At 46.2% G+C, this 18314-nt stretch carries 10 protein-coding genes; all 10 read right to left on the bottom strand.

What is annotated here, in order from left to right; genetic code table 11:
• Positions 1-24: 24 nt before the first annotated feature.
• The 10 genes from sprA to ACMVP2_RS07345 all read right to left on the bottom strand — a co-directional run bounded on the left by sprA (position 25) and on the right by ACMVP2_RS07345 (position 18229).
• A complete protein-coding gene (sprA, locus tag ACMVP2_RS07300) occupies positions 25-7113 on the bottom strand; it encodes a cell surface protein SprA (RefSeq protein ID WP_416867225.1) in 7089 nt (2362 codons plus the stop codon).
• A gap of 113 nt (positions 7114-7226) precedes the next feature.
• Positions 7227-7823 carry a Holliday junction branch migration protein RuvA gene (gene ruvA, locus ACMVP2_RS07305; RefSeq protein ID WP_416867226.1) on the bottom strand — a complete coding sequence of 199 codons (597 nt, stop codon included), beginning with the start codon at positions 7821-7823 and terminating at the stop codon, positions 7227-7229.
• A gap of 1 nt (position 7824) precedes the next feature.
• Positions 7825-10104: an NADP-dependent malic enzyme gene (locus ACMVP2_RS07310; RefSeq protein ID WP_339790260.1), complete on the bottom strand. Its 2280-nt coding sequence runs from the start codon at positions 10102-10104 to the stop codon at positions 7825-7827.
• Between the two features lie 63 nt (positions 10105-10167).
• Complete coding sequence (locus ACMVP2_RS07315) at positions 10168-11265, bottom strand: DUF4837 family protein (RefSeq protein WP_416867227.1); 1098 nt, start codon at positions 11263-11265, stop codon at positions 10168-10170.
• A gap of 78 nt (positions 11266-11343) precedes the next feature.
• Positions 11344-12780 (bottom strand): LysM peptidoglycan-binding domain-containing protein, encoded by a 1437-nt coding sequence (locus ACMVP2_RS07320; RefSeq protein WP_416867228.1) that lies wholly within the window; start codon positions 12778-12780, stop codon positions 11344-11346.
• A gap of 10 nt (positions 12781-12790) precedes the next feature.
• Entirely contained in the window at positions 12791-14224 is a 1434-nt protein-coding gene (gene gatA / locus ACMVP2_RS07325; RefSeq protein WP_317488294.1) for an Asp-tRNA(Asn)/Glu-tRNA(Gln) amidotransferase subunit GatA, read from the bottom strand.
• Positions 14221-14433, bottom strand: a complete 213-nt coding sequence (locus ACMVP2_RS07330; RefSeq protein ID WP_152001014.1) for a Sec-independent protein translocase subunit TatA/TatB — start codon at positions 14431-14433, stop codon at positions 14221-14223. Before ACMVP2_RS07330 ends, gatA begins: the two co-directional genes overlap by 4 nt.
• 95 nt (positions 14434-14528) lie before the next feature.
• Positions 14529-15722, bottom strand: a complete 1194-nt coding sequence (locus tag ACMVP2_RS07335; RefSeq protein WP_416867229.1) for a murein hydrolase activator EnvC family protein — start codon at positions 15720-15722, stop codon at positions 14529-14531.
• On the bottom strand, positions 15709-16476 hold the full coding sequence (locus tag ACMVP2_RS07340) for a DUF4292 domain-containing protein (protein WP_416867230.1): 768 nt from the start codon (positions 16474-16476) through the stop codon (positions 15709-15711). The genes ACMVP2_RS07335 and ACMVP2_RS07340 overlap by 14 nt, the downstream gene beginning before the upstream one ends.
• Complete coding sequence (locus tag ACMVP2_RS07345; RefSeq protein WP_416867231.1) at positions 16466-18229, bottom strand: tetratricopeptide repeat protein; 1764 nt, start codon at positions 18227-18229, stop codon at positions 16466-16468. Before ACMVP2_RS07345 ends, ACMVP2_RS07340 begins: the two co-directional genes overlap by 11 nt.
• Between the last annotated feature and the right edge of the window lie 85 nt (positions 18230-18314).

Here is an 18314-nt window from a genome sequence, read left to right on the forward strand (position 1 = left end):
CACTCTTCTGTTTTAAGTGAAAAATTATTGCGCCAAACTAAATCTGAGCTGCACCCCGAAGGCAGTTGTCACCCTCTTAAAGGAGCTCGAAATCCTGGGCTGGTTAAGATTTCGTTCAAAATAGAACTGAAGATTGAGTTGGTCATTGAGCATATAACTCACGGTTGGTCGTACCTGATAGTTGATATTTCCCGCCGTTATGGTCGGCTCATCGTCAATTTTTCTTTGTAATGTCTTCGTATCTCTGACGGTCACTGCCACCCTGAAAGTAATATCGTTTTTAAGGGTCACTGTCCTTCCCTGTACCTTAAACGGCAATTCGTAGTCCGACTTCGTGACTCCATAATCCAGTGTTACGTCGTTGCTTTTGAGCTCCGTTACCTGGCTGTTGGAGAGGTTGAGTGCGAGGTTCCGCTCTTTCTTGTACTCTATCCTGGCCGTTACCCTCGATTTAGTTCTTAAGTTAATCCCCAAAAAGGGGGCAAACCGCTCGGACACCAACACCTGGCCAAGCACATATATAGGGATCAGCCCATTCTCTCCGTTCAGAGAGGCCATCGGATAATTCTCTATCTGATTAGTAAGGTCAAAATTATCTGCATTAAGTGGCGATAGCGAATCAGTGTAAGCCAGTGTGTTGCTGAAGTTGTTGATACTCAAACTTGAGGTGTAGGCATGGGTAAGGTTAATGGATGAAAATACCTGCGCAAGTTTCGGTATTCGTGACAGGCCGGCATAATCCACCCGCCAGTTAGGTATTGGAATCCTCGGGAAAGGTGACAGCGAGGCATCGTTGGCGGAATGACCCGTATAGGCAGCTAAAAACGCAGGAATCAATACATCCTGGGAATTGAGGGCATACTCTCCTGCACTGTTTGAAGCGTCGAGTCTGCTTTTTATAATGCCCCTATTGTTTTCGAACTGCTTGAAAACAGACGAAATATTGGCGGTGTCGTCTTTTATAAAGGCAGTGTTGATAGTTAAAATAGAAATATTGTAACTACCCGATCGGGATGGTGTCAGCGAACGGAAGCTCTCCAATTCATCGTCGTATCGGTATATTTCCTGAAAATTACCCGTGACAGTCTTCTTTGCGTCAAGCTGAATTTTGAGGTCCGTGAATGGCTCAATATTAGCTCTTAGCTGCAAATCTGTGGTGTTGTTCTGAGTAAAAGGCGCCGAAAGCGATGTGCTCTTGGCGATCCAGCCGTTTTCCGCTGCTCTGTATCTGATGGAGGGATCCTGGCTACCGAAAATGAAGTCGGTACCAGGCGCATTAAAGCCGCTGTCCAGGCCAAATAAATATGCCCTTGGCCTGAAGCCCGGCAGCATGGTACCCTCCCTAATGCTGTAGGTACCATTGATTGACCTGACCGACATCAAGAGCCTCAAAAGCCCCTTAAAAGCTTTATTTTCAGATTTCTTTGCCTCAGTAGTGTCAACTTTTGTCCTTGGTCCTTTGGGAGCAGGACCTGTCGGTCGTCGTCTTGGTGGAGCATTTATCGTCTTGAAATACGGTACTTTATTATACAAGCCTACCAGGTCAACCTTTCCATTCAGAGCCCTTTCCCTTGTATTTTGGATGAGGTTACCCAGCGTATCGGCTTGCGTGACAGAACCGGCCGTCCATGTGTAGCCAACAGCATAACGCAAATCGGCACTTACCCAGTCGGTGACAGGAAACTTGTCGAAGGGCAGCCTGTAGTTGGCACTGGCATTCTGGTCAAAATTCTTCATCCGGCCAAGGTTCTTCAAATTGGTCCAAATGGAATCCTTCGCAGCCTGTGTGCTTATATCACCCTCGGGCTCATCAATAATGGCCCTTGCTCTGGCATTATAGTCGAGCGTAAGACTTTTGAAAACACTCCATCGAACACTATATGATCTGTTGAAGGTGAAGTATTTTTCATAAAATGGATCGAGGCCTACCGTGGTTAGGTTGGCATTTCTTAGCTGCGTTCTGGCAAACCGTCTGTCTAAATCACCCCTGATGGAAATATTGTTAGGCAGCGGAGATACGTTAATGTCTTTTATGAATTTCAGGTAAGGGCTTTTTAAAGCCTCCGAGTCCTTGAACGGCTCCAGCACCAGCCCCTGCGTCGAGTAGTTATACCCAACGCCTCCCCTATAGTTCTTCAATAAATAACTCTCCGTATTCACGTTACTGCTCGTCACGTCGCTATAGGAGTAGTTAACGGAGAAATTTTCTATGTCGTAAAAGTCCTGCCTGGCGTCAGGGTTTACCCTCTCCTTTCTCACATTTGTAAAATTCAAGCTTCGTCGTGTAGCTTGCTCCACCACTATTTGCCTGTAATTGTCCTGCCCTTCCTGGGTGTCAATGCTAAGAAGTGAGGCTTCCAGAGGAATGTCCGGATCGAGCGGATCCCATTTGGGTGTGGCCACGGTGTTTTCGTAACTGGCAAACATAGGAATTTTGATGCCTGTGTTGCCCGGCAGCAACTTATCCACATTCACATTGGCTGAAACATCATAGCTGATTGTTTCTTCCCTTGTTCTTTCCGAAATCCGCTGCTGAATCCCTCCAAAGCCTACCGTCGTGATTCTGGCTGAACCTGAGACGGTGGCAAAATCAGCGAGCTGGGCATTCAACCTGGTGTTGGCTGCCCACCCCTTGGTATTATCAAAGTCGGTTACCCGCAGCTCGTTGGCCCATATACAGACCGATTTAGGCTGCTGGTCGGGCGACTCCGGGTTTTTCACACCAATCATCATGGTAAGCACAGAACTCATATCCGGTCTTCCTACAATGGTCACTTTGTAGTTCCCAACCTGCTCGGTATAGGGCAGTTCCACGTTGAACTTCGAACGGTTTCTGGCCGACTTGACAGCATAAAGCTGATTAAATTCAATATCTATTTCATTTTCGGCTGGCCAAACAAGTCGTTGTAGTGCTTCGCCGGAAGAGCCCTCCACATTTGAAGGTGTTACCTTCAAGGGCACCTCAATCTCATAGTAATTCTGGTCAAAATCCGTTCCGAACCTAATGAAGCCGGAAACATCATCATCGTTCAGCCCATCTCCTTCTGCGTGCAGGAACATTTTGATTTTACCGTAGTTGATCAGGTCAAAATTGACGTTCTTGAATATAGCCCTGGCGTCCCTGTCCTCAAGGTTATCCACGCAAACCTGAATTGACTGCTCATTATTTTGGCGCTGAATAACAGTGGTGTTGTCTCGGTCACGATTGATTCCGGGAGGCAAAGTGTAAGGCGACTTGCCCTCGCTGGCTTTGCTGTTTTCCTCGATGCTCACCACTGAAATGGTAAAATCCGAAGTGTACTGCTCGGGAACTTCGTTGTAGCTTCTGTCATAAAGGCTCTCAGTAAACTTCCGCCACTGGCTTCCCACCAGTTGAAATTTGGACATCCTCAATACGACTGGTTGCCTCCAGCCCGTCAAATACATCCTCATGTATTTAATACTTTTAAACCCTGAGATATCGCCCTGAATTCTACTGGGGTTTCGAACAGGGATTCTGAAAAGATACCAGGTACGTTCGCCACCTTCACCACCCACTACCCGGTCAACTATATATCCTTTACCTACTTCAAGCTGTCCTTTTTTTAGTGGGATTTTGTATTCGTAATACTCCTCCAACTCGTTGATAGTGTTGTCTTTGTTCAAGTCCTCGTTCTCAGGCAGGGCGCTGCCCAATGGTGTAAAGTTCTCTCCGCTGGCAGTTTGGACGGGGGTGTTGCCATCCATGCCATTGTAGTTTTTGTAGCGTTCCAGGATCTTTGCGTCCCGGGCGTCCTGCTCGGCACCTAAGTAATACTGAAAATTGTCACCCGAGGGGTCTTCAAGGATCTTGTTTCTTGCGGTGCCCGAAACTTGTAGTTTACTTATAAAACGGTCGTTAAAAAAACTGGCTTCTTCACTATTTTTAAGACCATCGAGACCAACATCCTGATTGGGTCTTGCCGAAGCACGATTGTCAAAATAGTCAGTGAGGTATTGCTGCTGCGTTACTCTTCCCCACTCAGTTGTTGTCAATTTTTCCGTTCCGCCATCGGCAGGCATTCCATTTTCAAACCCATGGAGTCCATCTTTGATTATATCTTCTGAGATGCTACCCAGGTTGAAGATCAGTTCGCCACCGGTAGTATTAGGCTGGTTAAACAACCCGTCGAGTACCCTGCCTCTTCCGTCATTGTCGTCGATAAATGGATCCAGCATCCAGAATTCAATGTATTCGACGTTTGTCTTGTCAAAGTCCACATCAGAGGTAATTGCCCTGGTAATACCTCCCCAGTTTGATTCCGGGTTTTTGAGCAAGCCATCGGTGTCCAGGTCGGGGTTGTAATTGTATTGTCCTCTTTCTGAAGGGAAATAGGCGATGTCAAATATCGGTTCATTGGTGTTAACTATATTCCGGCTTCTCTGCGAGTAGATTTCCTGAGGGATAATGCCAGCGACGTAGTGGTTGTCCTTGTCATTCTCTGTAATGTTAGGGGGAGAGTTCGGCCCTCCGTTCCGATAAAAAACGTTATCGATGATATACCAGGCAATTTTTGCTCTTTTGAAAGCGGAGCCAAGCTTGTCACCAGTTTGGTTGCTTAGGTCAAACCGGTTCCCGGGTGTTTGCGGAGTGGCCCCAAGCTTCCAGGCCTGGAAATTACCCATGTTGTAGGGTGTTACCGCCGACTCAAAGTCGTCGATGTAGGATGTGCCTTCGCCCCCTACCTCATTGGAAGTGCCGGGGTTGATTTGGGCCACCTCGCCAGTGAAGGTAATTCGGGAAGGTTCCTTTGTATCTACGAACGGGAGTGCGTCGACCATTTTGGTCAGGAACCTCGACTCCTTGCTCCAGTTTAAATCGAAGCCGTACAGCGAGTTTTTTGTCGGCTCGTTGCCGACGCTATACCTGGTAATGCCGCCAGGACGTTCGTTCAGGTGGAGCCATGTAGCCCCCAGGTTTAAGTTTTCAGTGAGCTTATAGTCAAACCGTGTTCCGGTAAGCCACCTGGTTTGAAAGTTGAAAACATCAGCTTTTTCGTATGAAATATTGATCTGCTTCCCGGAGTTAAGTATGCCTTCGTTAATGATCCTCACCCTTCCCAGGTTATAGTCGACCGTATAATCCAAACCTTCGGTCAGCAGTGTGTTGCCAGCAGTGACTACAACAGAATTGGGTGAAATGCTAATGCCCGGCAACACGATTTCGTTGGATGCTCCCGCCTGAAACTTACCCAAAATGAAAAATTTGTTTTTGGACGATACCTGCTCAGCATCAGCTTTTGTTGTTCGGTAAAGGGTGTCGTAAGCATACTTCTGGATAAGGTTTTGCTCGTTGTCCTTGTCGAAGTATGTTTTTAGGGTTTTTCCAAATGGCTCAAGCACAGGAAAGATAATGGTTCCGTTCCTCGAGTCGATGGTAACTCCTTCGATATAGTCGAAGTTGCCGTCTCTCTGCGGGTCGTTGTTGGGGTTGAGCTGGTCAAGCTTGAGAAGGTGGATAAGCGGCTGGTCCTTCGTAAGGGCCCCCTCATGCAAACTTGGATTGTCGATACCCGTCAAGTCATCACGATAATGGATTCTCAGTGTAAACCCCTCCCTATCCACCTGGCTGGCGTTCAGGTTGTAGATGTTTTTCATCATCAAGTCCCAGGTTGGAGTTGATGTGTTGATCTTATTAGGGCGGAGCATTTTCAGTAGCAACAGCTCATTTTCCGACAAATTCTGGTAGTCTTCCATCAATTCACCTACCTTAAAGGTTCGGCCGTTGTAGGTGTATTCGTAGGCTACTGCCAGCACTTCGTCATTTGTCAGCTTTCTAAGAAGGGAGATATAACCAAGCTGTTTGTTCAGCACAAATTCCTTTTCATCAAGTCTTCTGGCAGAGGTGATTTTTACATAGTCGACAGAGTTCATAAAGTTGTAACTCGACTCCAGAATGCCATCGACCTGATTGGCGTCCCTTATTGCGCTGTTCGCCTTCAGGGACTTGAATAAGCCGTTGGCATCGTTGCTCGCCGGATAACTGGTTTGAACGGGACTCAAATTAGGATTGTCTTTGCGGAAGGCTTTATCGCTTTCTCCAAGATCCTGAAAGGCTAGCAAACTCCTCAATGTTTGGGTATCTCCGTTTCTTTTCAGCACATAAATCTCGACCCTGGTTACATTCACGCCCGATATTACCTGAGGCAAGCTGCCCAGCCACTTTTCATAATTGTCTCTAAAAAAATGCCCTAGAAAAAAGTGCCTGTTGTCATCATAGTCGGAGCCTCGTACTTCAAATTCCCGTCCCTGAAACCCGCTTTCCAGGGTAATGACATCATTTCGTCCTTGCTGGCGGGAAACAACACTTGTTACGAACAGCTTCCCAAACTGCAACTGCGTCTTCACACCGAATAAGCTTTGCCCGCCGGAAATAAGACTGTTGCTGATGGGCATGCTCACGTTACCCACCTCGATCTTCTTGATGATATCTTCCTCATAACCAGTGTACTCCATCTTTAGGTTATTCTGGAAATCAAAAGAGTTGTTGTTGTCGAAGTTGGCTGTGATAGCGAGCTTGTCGCCAACCTTGCCGACCAGGTTAAGGCTTATCTGCTGATTGAATTCAAACCCGCCGTTTCGTTGCTGTCTGATTGGTATTTGCGGATTGTCGATCCTCTGCCACCTGCCACCAAAATCCAGCGTTACGAAACCATTGGGCTGAATATCGACGTAGCTCCCACCAAAAATCCGGTCAATCAGAGGGCTGGTATACAGCTTAGGTATAAGCCTCCTGCCACTCACTGCACTTTCTCCATCGAGGCCCCTTGACCGGCTTCTCCAATACTCCCGCAGCATTTCTTCTTCCTTCCACTTGCTGAATTCCTCGAACGTCATGGTGGTGGTTGGCCGATAATTCACATCCCCTATCCTTTCATAGATGGTGTAATTCATCGACGTGTCAATTTCTGCATCGAGTGTGAGGCTTGCGGGGTTTTTTAACTGAAGGGGGGAAGGGCTTATTTTGTTAGAAAAAGGGTCACCAAATCGGTCAATAGGTTCGAATGTAGGCGTCTTTGATGGTTGGTAGGGCCCTTTGAGTGAGTCTGGTATGGTGTCCTGCTTGAAGAGAAAATACTTGTCGGCGTCCTCCAATAAAAAAAAGAGCGCTCAGCATTAGCAAGTAAAGCGCTGAGCACAAGCGAAATACACAAGAGTACTAGAGTAGTATTTAAAAATCTCCTCCTCAAACGGTAAAATGGTAAAACCTATCTGGAATTTTTTAAGGCCAATCTGATCAACTCCTCTAAAGTAACTCCTCCTCCCTTTTCTTTGATGATCAGATCGATATTTTTCTCTGCCTGTGCTTTAGGAAAACCTAAAACCAGCAAAGCTGATAACGCTTCATTTCGCAAACTATTGCTTCGCACACCCATGCCGGAAGGAGATTTTTCAAAGACGTCCTCCTTCTTGAGTTTATCTTTAAGTTCCAGGATGATACGTTGTGCAGTTTTGGCCCCAACACCCTTCACTCTCTGGATCAAATTCACGTCCTCACTCACAATCGCCTCGTGAATTTCGGACGGCGTAAGGGAAGACAGAATCATTAATGCCGTGCCAGGCCCCACGCCGTTGATAGAGATCAAATCCAGAAACCGTTGCTTTTCCTGCATTTCGGCAAACCCAAAGAGAATGTGGGCGTCTTCCTTCACCTGGAGATGGGTTTGTAAGATGCCGCTGTCCAGGTTCTTGATCTGGCTGAAGGTGTTCAATGAGATTCTTACTTCATAACCAATGCCGTTCACCTCCATCACAGTGTGATTCGGCTCCTTTTCGATGTACTTGCCTTTAAGGTATGTAATCATCCTATTGTTGGGCTTTTGCGCTTTGCGACTGGGCATCTATGACGGCAATAGCCACCATATTAAATATCTCTCTGATAGAGCTACCCACCTGCAATACATGGACGGCTTTGTTCATACCTACCAGAATCGGCCCTATCGCCTCTGCTCCACCCAATTCCATCAACAGTTTATAGGCAATATTACCTGATGCCAGGTCGGGGAAAATAAGTGTGTTTGCCGAGTGCCCATTCAGAGAAGAGAATGGATACACCTCGCTAAGCAGCTCTGCATTCAACGCCACATTGGCCTGAAGCTCCCCATCGATGATAAGGTCCGGGTATTTTTTCTTCGCCAACTCAACTGCCTTCCTGGTTTTTTCAGGCACACCACCTCTCGACGATCCAAAATTAGAATATGATAATACGGCCACTTTGGGCTCGTAGTCAAAATACTTCACAGCCCTCGCTGCCAGACCAACGATTTCAACCAATTCCTCAGCCGTAGGGTTAAGATTCACTGTGGTGTCAGCAAAGAAATAGGTGCCTTTGGCATTGCTGATAATGTACATGCCCGCCACCCGGTTAATACCCTCCTCAACGCCCAGGATGTGAAGTGCCGGAAGAATGGTCTTCGGATAATCGTTCGTTAGGCCAGAGATAAGCGCATCCGCAGCCCCGGTTTCAACCATCATAGCGCCGTAATAGTTGCGGTCGTACATCAGCTGCCTGGCATTGACCATGGTGATGCCTTTTCGCTTTCTTTTCTCAAAAAGCATGGCCGCATATTCGTGCCTTGTATCGGCTTCATGATAAGGATCAATGATTGGCGTGTCACGAAGGTCAAGTTTGTTCTCTAGCACCAAAGCTTCTATTCTGGCTTTGTTACCCAGCAAAATTGGGTAGCCTATTCCTTCGTCAATCACCATTTGAGCAGCTTTCAATATCTTGGGATGGTCGGCCTCTGCAAACACAACCCGCTTGGGAGCTCTCCTAGCCCTGGCGATCACTCTCGCCATTAAACGATTGTCAATACCTATGCGGCTCTGAAGCTCCACCTTATAAGCTTCCCAGTCGTCAATCTTCACTCTCGCTACGCCTGAGTCCATGGCGGCCTTTGCCACAGCCGGAGAAATCGTAGTGATGAGCCTTGGATCCAACGGTTTCGGAATCAGGTAGTCGCTGCCAAAGGTGATTGGCTTATTGCCATAAGCTTTGATGACCATTTCAGGCACGGCTTCTTTGGTCAGCTCCGCCAGCGCCTTCACGGCTGCCAGTTTCATTTCCTCATTAATGGCCGTAGCCCTTACATCAAGTGCTCCTCTAAAAATATAGGGGAAGCCCAACACATTGTTTACCTGGTTAGGGTGGTCGGAACGACCTGTAGCCATCACAACATCATCTCTGGTGTCCATGGCCAGTTGGTAGGGAATCTCCGGATCGGGATTAGCCAAAGCGAAAACAATAGGCTTATTGGCCATTTTCTTCAGCATGTCTGGCGTGAACACGTCGGCGGTGGAAAGACCCAAAAACATGTCCGCCCCAACAATCGCCTCATCCAGGGTGTCAATTTTCTTGTCAGTAGCGTACCTGGCTTTCATTGACTCAGGGTCGATTTTGTCCTTCCTGAGAACGCCCTTACTGTCGAGCATCACGATGTTTTCCTTGCGAGCACCTAGCCCCACGTACAAATCGGTACATGCCATTGCAGCTCCACCTGCTCCGTTGACTACTATTTTTAGCTCTTCAATCTTTTTGCCTACAACAATCAGCGCATTGAGCAAGGCTGCACTTGAGATAATGGCTGTGCCATGCTGATCGTCGTGCATGACAGGAATCTTCATTTGTTCCCTCAGCACTCTTTCTATTTTGAAGCTTTCGGGTGCCTTTATATCTTCCAGGTTGATGCCACCAAAGGTCGGTTCCAGTGCCTTCACAATTTGAATAAACTTGTCGGGGTCTTCTTCGTCCACTTCAATATCAAAGACATCAATGCCGGCAAATTTCTTGAACAGAACCCCCTTGCCCTCCATCACGGGCTTTGAAGCCTCCGGGCCAATATTGCCGAGTCCAAGCACAGCCGTTCCGTTGGAAATAACCCCTACAAGGTTGCCTTTGGCGGTGTACTTATAAACATCCTCTTTATTTTTTGCTATTTCTTTGCACGGCTCTGCTACGCCGGGCGAATAAGCCAAAGCCAGGTCAACCTGGCTGCTCATCATCTTTGTTGGACGTATTTCAATTTTTCCGGCGGGGCTGGAAGAATGGTATTCAAGGGCGTCTTCCTTGCGAATTTTAATGGCCATAAAAGTTAGGTGTCAGGTTAATGGGTAAAAAACAAAGCTAATAGGGGCTATCTACATAAACAATTAACGACCAGCAGCAGGTGCCGCTGATTGGGCGGGTTGAAAAGACTGCAATATCGCCTGAAATTCATTGATATAGTCCCTTTTTCTGTCCTTGGAAGGTGCATACACATACCCTTCGATATAATAGAGCCTATTCAGTACCTCGTCCACGAACGTATAGCTGATAAAAGGCCCCCCATTGGTCGAATCGCTCGTCTTCCACAGGCCCCTGGTCTCCACGGCGTAGCTCCCTTTAAAATTGATGTCCTTGGTAATAAATGGGAGTACATCCTGGTAGGTAATGTAGATATTGTCTTTCTCAATGTCACGCAAATACTTCTCTGTAATTCTCGATCTCAACGCAGTGATATCTTTAAACACTTCCTGATTAGTGTAAGGCTCATAGTAAACGAAGATCGTCTTGTCCACTTCTAAATCCAGCGCCCTCAGCCAAACGAAGTTTCCTTTATCTTGTGCTAACTCGTAACCATAAGGGATTTTGAGCTTAAAATTATGGCGATCATAAAGCACATCCGCCAGATCCCTCTCCTGAATCTTGAAAAGATTGGCTTGCAGCCTTTTGTTCTCTACGTCCTCAAAGTACTGCCTCAAAATGTCGCCATTTTCCCTGAGCTTACGGATCAGTGATTCATCGTCTTTGCCGAACAAGTAGAGTATTTCCTGGCCCCGGGCGTAATTGTCTTTCCTCGTAAAATAGAACAGGTTCGGATCCTCATTTATTTTCGACAGCGACTCTGCTGTGTAATAACCTTTCATGATCTTTCCTGCCCTTGTATTATTATTGAGCGTGGTGACAAAAATCATGTTCTTAGCACTCTTTAGTACCCCATTGAGCGATTTTGGCGCTACCTGCTTTAGATCAAAAAGTGGTTCCGCTCTATTCAACCCCGGAATAATCAATTCAAAGGTTCGCCTCATCTCCGATCCCAGCGGCCCGTTCCACTGAGCACTATCCATCACGAGAATGATTTCTGCTGCATCGCCACGAGCTACCGGAAGAAGAGAGTTGCCGTTATCAGACTTGTCTTTTGAACCACAGGAAGACAACAGGACTGAAAACAGAAAACAAGTGAATATAAATGGAACTGTACGAGTCATGAGATATTCTATTAAAATTCGTAAGGGCCTTGCGGCCCTCTAAATTAACAATTATAAACTTTTCGTCGCTACCCAGGACTACTCAATCAATAGTTTTTGTCCAACATGTATTTTACTTGAACTCAAATTGTTGAGTTGCTTAATTTTTTCAATGGACACATTCCCATACTTCTTTGAGATGTCCCACAAAGTATCACCCGATTGCACCATGTGGTACTTTGACCCGTCGGCGCCCACCGATGCCGATATAACTGTGGACTGCGTAGGTACTTTGGCGATTGTGGAAGATGGCGTATAAAGGTTGGGCTTCGATTGATAGTTGGGCAGCACCCAAATGTTGAGGGTTTGTCCCACCCTGATCATATTCCCTGAAATCCTGTTCCACTCCCTCAAGTCAGAAACTCTAACGTGATATCGTTGTGCAATAGTGCCCAATACGTCACCAGATTGCACCCGGTACCGGACATTTTCTCTTCCATAGGTGCTGCCGGGCATATTCTGCGCCAGTTTTTCTAAGTGTTCTTTTCCAACTTTACCGGCCGAATCAAGCAGGAAGTCCATGTTTTCATAGACAAATTCCATTTTATCGGATGGGATTCTCAACGGATAGTTGCTGACTGTCTCAGGAATAACACCCCTGATCAAATGTGGATTCAGCTTAAGAATATCGTCGGCGCACAAACCTGTGAGGTTGGCAAAAGTTTCAATGTGCAAATACTGATCGATCATGACAGTGTCATAAGCCATCATATATTCCTTTTCTTCAGGATACAGGTTATGAAACTCATTGAAGTTCATTGTGTAGAGAATGGCTACGAACTGAGGCACATAAGAACGTGTTTCTCTTGGCAGATAGCGGTACACTTCCCAAAACGTCTTCTTGTAGCCCGATCTTCTGATGGCCTTTCTTACGTTTCCGGGACCCGAATTGTAGGCAGCAAGTGCCAAATCCCAATCCCCAAACATCCCATACAACTGCTTCAAGTACTTACAAGCCGCCTCTGTGGCCTTCTCGGGATCCATTCTCTCGTCAATGTACCAGTCTTGATGCAGCTTGTAAAAACGACCTGTGGCGGGCATAAACTGCCACAAACCGCCTGCACCAACCCTTGAGATGGCGTTGGTCCTCAATCCCGATTCTACAATGGAAAGATATTTAAGCTCTTCAGGGAGGTCGTATTCTTTGAGGTATTTTTCAAAAATAGGGAAATAAACCTCTGCTCTTTGCTGTACCGATCTGATGTAGTCCCGGTTGCGAACAGTGAAATAATCGATAAAAGAAAAGACCCTTTCATTCAACTGAATTGGCACTCCTGAATTCAGACCGGCAAGTCTTTCTTCCACCATTTCGTAGGTGAAATCAGGAGAGTAATCGTAGGGGAGAATAGTTCTTGTGTCGACCACATCCAAAGACAGGGTATCAGCCTCAACTACTCCAAATTCAACATCACCCTGCCGGGCGTAGCCCAACAGACTGATAGAAAGTCCACAAACAATGGTCAATAGCTTTTTCATACAAATTTTTTTATCCCTTGTTCCTGGCATCAAGAATGTGCCGGGAAAACGCCAAAAGCTTTTCTTCTTGAAAAGCGTCAGCGATTAGTTGCAAGCCAATGGGCATTCCCTCATCGTCGTCGCCATACGGAATCGAAATAGCTGGCACTCCAGCTACCGATGCCTGCACGGTGAAGAGGTCGGCAAGGTACATTTCCAACGGATTTTTTGTATGCTCACCCAATTTGAATGCAACGGTCGGGGATGTAGGTAAAATAATAAAATCGTACTCCTTAAGTATATCTCTAGTTGCTTGTTGAATCAATTTTCGTGCCTTCAATGCTTTTGTATAAAAGGCATCGTAGTAACTGGCGCTTAGCACAAAGGTACCTAATAAAATTCTTCGCTGCACTTCTTTGCCAAAAGCCTCTGACCTCGATTTCTTGTACATCGTCTCGAGGTTCACATGCGATTTGCTCCGGTAGCCATATTTTACACCGTCGTACCTGGATAGGTTAGAGCTTGCTTCGGCCGTGGTAAGGATGTAATAGGTGGGCAACACATAGTCGAGGTAATTGAACTCGACAGGCTCCACTGTGTGACCATCCTTCTTCAGCCAGGTAATAGCGTCCTCCACAGCACCTTTTACCGGTGCACTTATTTCCGGCGAAGCCAACGGCTCCTTTAAATAGGCTATTTTGTATTTTTTATTGTTGGAAAGCAGTGTGGAATAGGGCAGCACCGGTTCATGCGACACTGTGCTGTCATAGTCATCGTGGCCAGCCATTATTTCCAACACAAGTGCTGTATCTTCAATGGTGTGGGCGAAGGTACCGATGGTATCAAAGGAACTGGCATATGCCAAAAGCCCATACCGGGAAATTCTGGAATAGGTGGGCTTATAGCCTACAATGCCGCAAAAAGACGCCGGCTGCCTCACCGAGCCGCCTGTATCAGTGCCAAGTGACAGCAGGCACATGTCGGACTGCACAGAAACGGCCGAACCTCCGGAAGAACCTCCTGGCACCCGCTTTTCGCCGGCAGCATTCACAACCGGGCCATATGCGGAGTTTTCCGAGGAAGAACCCATAGCAAACTCGTCACAGTTGGTTCTGCCAATGATAATTGCATCTTCATCGAGCAACCTCTGCACGGCAGTGCCGGTAAACTGAGAAACAAACCCTTCAAGGATACGGCTACCTGCCTGGAGCTTATGCCCCTTATAGCACAGCACGTCCTTTAGGCTGATAACCATACCTGCCAGGCGACCCTGCCTTCCGGCACGGATTTTTTCATCGACGACATCTGCTTTGGCTAGTGCTTCTTCAGCAAAAACTTCAAGAAAGACGTTGAGGTGACTTTTTTCGTTGATTACCTGCAAGTACTGTTCTACCAGCTGCTTGCAGGTGATGTTTCCAGATGCTATCGCCTTCTGAATCTCGGCTAGCGATCTATATGTTTTCAAGACTTAGGCTTATCTTCCTTTACTTCTTTTACTCCTTCTTGAATCTCATCTTTGATCTCCTTTGTCGCATCTTTAAATTCACGAATTCCCTTTCCAAGGCCTCTCGCAAGTTCAGGAATCTTCTTAGCTCCGAAGAAAATCAGGACGATGAACACTATAACTATCAACTCCCAGCCACCAGGCATCCCAAAGGCAAAAATTGTGTTCATAATATTATTTTTTAGTGTATTGTAATAACGTAAAGTTAAAGAGAATAATTTGGGATCAAGGGTTCATACTAGAAATATTTAAAGAACCGCACCCCTCACTTTTTGGTCATGAGCCATTTTTCAGGGTCTAGCTTCTGGTTGTTCTTCCAAACCTGAAATTGTATCTCGGAGATCCCATCGGTATCGGTGAACACCTCCCCGACTATGTCACCAATTTTGACTTCTTGTCCCTTTTTGACATTTACTTTTTTCAGCCGGGCATACAAGGTATAGTAATCTCCATGCTTAATGATCACCACACTGTTCATTCCTGGAACAAAAGCAACGGTGGCTACAGTTCCATCAAAAACCGATTTTACGATTTCGTTTTGGCCGGTTTGGATGTCAATGCCCTGATTGTCAACCTCCACGCCTTTCAGCACGGGATGTGGGTGCCTGCCAAACCGTGAGGAAACGAACCCCGACGAGACAGGCCATGGCAATTTGGTTTTGCTGCCCTCAAAATTTGAGGAAATCAGCGGGGAAGTAACCGGGCTTTTGGCTGCCCTCTCCTTCTCCAGCTCTGCTTTGATCAGCTCCGCAATAAGGTTATCCAGTTTGTCGATGGCCTGCTTCCTCTGCGCCAGCTCGTTTTTTAGCTGCTTTTCCCGGCTACTCAAGTCCTTTATTACCGAGCTCTGCTTGTCTTTTAAGGCAAGTAAGCTCTTGTTTTCAGCCACCTGACTGGCCAGCAATTTCTGTTGTTCGGTTCGCTTAGCTTCAAACTCTCTTTTCTGGCCATTTAGTGCCTCGGTCACCCTTTTTATCTGAACCGCCTGTGTTTTTCGTGCCTCGGCATACTGAGAAAGGTAGCTAAGCCGACGTAAAAACTGACTAAAGGTTTGGGCGGAAAACAGGAAAGTGATCCGGTCGAACCCATGCCGTGATTTGGAGGCGGCATAGATCATGGAAGCATACTCTTGTTTAAGTGCTTTGAGGTCAGCGTCCAGTGATTTGACAACCTGATTCAATTCGTCTATGTCAGAGCCCAGCAGGTTAACCTCCTCCGATATCGAGCCAATCAGCATTTCCCTGGCTTCTATTTGCCTTGAAATAGCGCTCAACTGGCCAAATGTGCTCTTTTTCTGCGTTTCTGTTTCCTGTAGAATAGAGTGAGCTTCTTCGATTCGCTTGAGGTTTTCCTGCTTCTCTTTTTCTAACTGGCTCTTCGATTTTTGAGAAAATGAGACCTGCACTGAGAAAATCAGCGCCAGGAGCAACAGGATTGACAAGCGACTACTTCCGCTCATACTTTTGGGGAATATTAAACGGGAACTTCATTTTTTTACCGTCTTCAACGTCCGCTTTATTGTGCTCAATTTCTATTTGTGTATTGAAAGCCTCCGACGTGCCTGGCTTATTGTACACCAATGAAATCAACGATTGGAACGGAAAAATATGAAATTCACCAACTACTTGAAAATCAGAGTAAGTAATATTCAACGTGTTGGTGGTAGGCAGGTCAACAATAGACAGCTTCTCCAGCTTGGAGGTTTTGGTAGAAATGTAGTTGTTAAACGTAACCTCTCCCTCCTTTTGCTCCACCATGGCATAATCGGTCTCTCTCACCACCCTTTCATTTTCCTTGATATTTCTGGGTGGATTACCCAAAAAAATCGACTCCAGCAACTCGTAGTCAATATTGAAATTATATTTCTCACTGAGTGCTGCATAGGTGTACACAAAATACACCTTATTGAGCCTGTCCACCACCACAAGTGAATCTTTGGTGATAATGCCCCGGGCAGCTTCTATCCCCAATGCAGGAGTAAGCGAAAACCAAATAATGCTGTCTTTTCTTATCCTGATATTGGCGCTGGCGTTGATTTTATTGTCACCCTCTGTGTAGTTGATCTTAGTTTTAGTGGAGAAGTAATCAAAGTTTATTTCCTGGACGTCCAGCTTGTTCCTCTCCAAAAAGTCAAAGTAGGCCAGCTTTTTATTGCAGGAAACGAAAAGGATCAGGGCAATTAAACCTGCTTGGGGCAGCAGTCTATTCTTCATATAGTTTCCGGTCGGCAATTTTCTTATCAATTAGTTTGGTGGTGTCCTTCATTGATTTTGCTTTTTTCCATTGCTCCACCGCATCATCAATCTTACCCAATCGAAAAAGTACATCACCATAGTGTTCAACGATTGTGCCACTAACATTCTCACTGTCAGCCAGGGCCTTTTCAAGGTAAAATTTCGATTCCTTGTAATCACCTCTCACGTACAGTACCCAGGCATGAGTGTCAAGATAAGTCCCATTATCAGGATTCTTCTCTACCAAACGCTTCGATAGTTCAAGAGCCCTGTCCAGTTTTTCTTTTCTCAAAGAAAGATAGTAGCTGTAGTTATTGAGAACATAGTCGTTGTCAGAATTGATTTTCAATGCTTCTTCATAGGCTGCGTCAGACTTAGGATAATCCTCCAGGCCATTGTAAGCATCGCCAAGCTGGCCGATAATGAAGCCTGAAAGGTCGGGGTCGGACATTGCCAACTTTTTTCCTGCTTCAAGGTTATTAACAGCCTTTCTATAGTCCTTTTTCACAAGGTAGGCTGTGCCCCCAAAATAATAAAGCAGCGCCTGATTGGGGAAGATCTCGATAGCCTGCTCAGCATGCTGTGCAGCACCCAGATAGTCCTCCAGTTCCATTTCAATGGAAATCACATTTTGCCAAAGGTTGTAATTGGTGTTGTCGAGCTCGAGGGCTTTCAGGTAGAAACCTCTGGCTTTCTCCTTATTTCCCAGCCTGAACTCCAGGTCACCCGAAATGGCCTGCGCATCTACATTGTCGGGATGGGCCTCAATTAAATCTACAGCCAGCTCCTTGGCAGCGGTTTCAAGTTCGGGATTAGGAAGCTGAGCGATGTAACCAGCCAACAGCTGTACCTTGGCATTTACATTAAGCGACGGGTTAGAAAACGCATTGTGCAGCGACTCCATGGCCTTCTCCGTCTGCCCGCTCTTTCTGTAAATTTCGGATAACCGGACACTTGCCTGCGCATTGGACGGGTTGTCTCTCAGCACTGCTTCCAGATACGGGATTGCCTCCTTTTCTTTTTGATTTGAAATAAGCACTTCAGCGAGCGTAAGCTTATAGTCCGACTCGTCGGGGTAGGTTTCGATCAGCTTTTGACCTTCTGCGATGGCCAAATCTATCTTCCCCTGCTGAATAAAAATCTGCTGCTTTTGATAGGTAATTTCCTCTAGTACACCAAAGAAATCTTCGGCCCTGTTGTATACATCGAGGGCCTTATCAAGTTTATCCTGATAGATATACAATGCCGCCAAATCGAAAAGATACGACTCGTTGTTAGGCAGCGTGCTTATCATTCTTTCGTAAAGGCTGGCTGCCTCCTGAAAGTTGGACATGTTGGTGTAAATCTCGGCTGCTAAAAGGAAGTAGTATTTGTTATCACCGTCGAGCTTAATGGCCTCATTGGCATGGGTAAGCGCTTTTTCAAAGTCGCCGGACTCGGCCAGAATTTGTGCCATCTTGTAGTGAACACCGGAGCTTTTCGGGTCAATGTCGTTGGAGAGACTGAACAGCTCATAGGCTTTGGCGTAGTCCTCCAGCATAAAAAATTTTTCCCCTTCTACGAAGTAATACTCTGCCTGAAACCTGTCGTTTTCAGAAATCTCATTGGGCACACCGTCTCTCGACTTTTTCTTTTTTCCCTGAGCTTGCAAATCAAAGGAAAGCGATGCCAAAAGAAGCGCAAGGGCCCCTGTGGCGATAACTCTTTTAACTATGTGATCTGCATTTACCATATTCTTTGCTTCAAAACGGACGCCGGGAATCTGTAATACGTCGAAATTTGATCTTTGGGTATCTTGATCTTTATATTTTTCGCAG

The sequence above is a fragment of the Imperialibacter sp. genome, assembly GCF_048007035.1.
GTDB lineage: Bacteria > Bacteroidota > Bacteroidia > Cytophagales > Cyclobacteriaceae > Imperialibacter.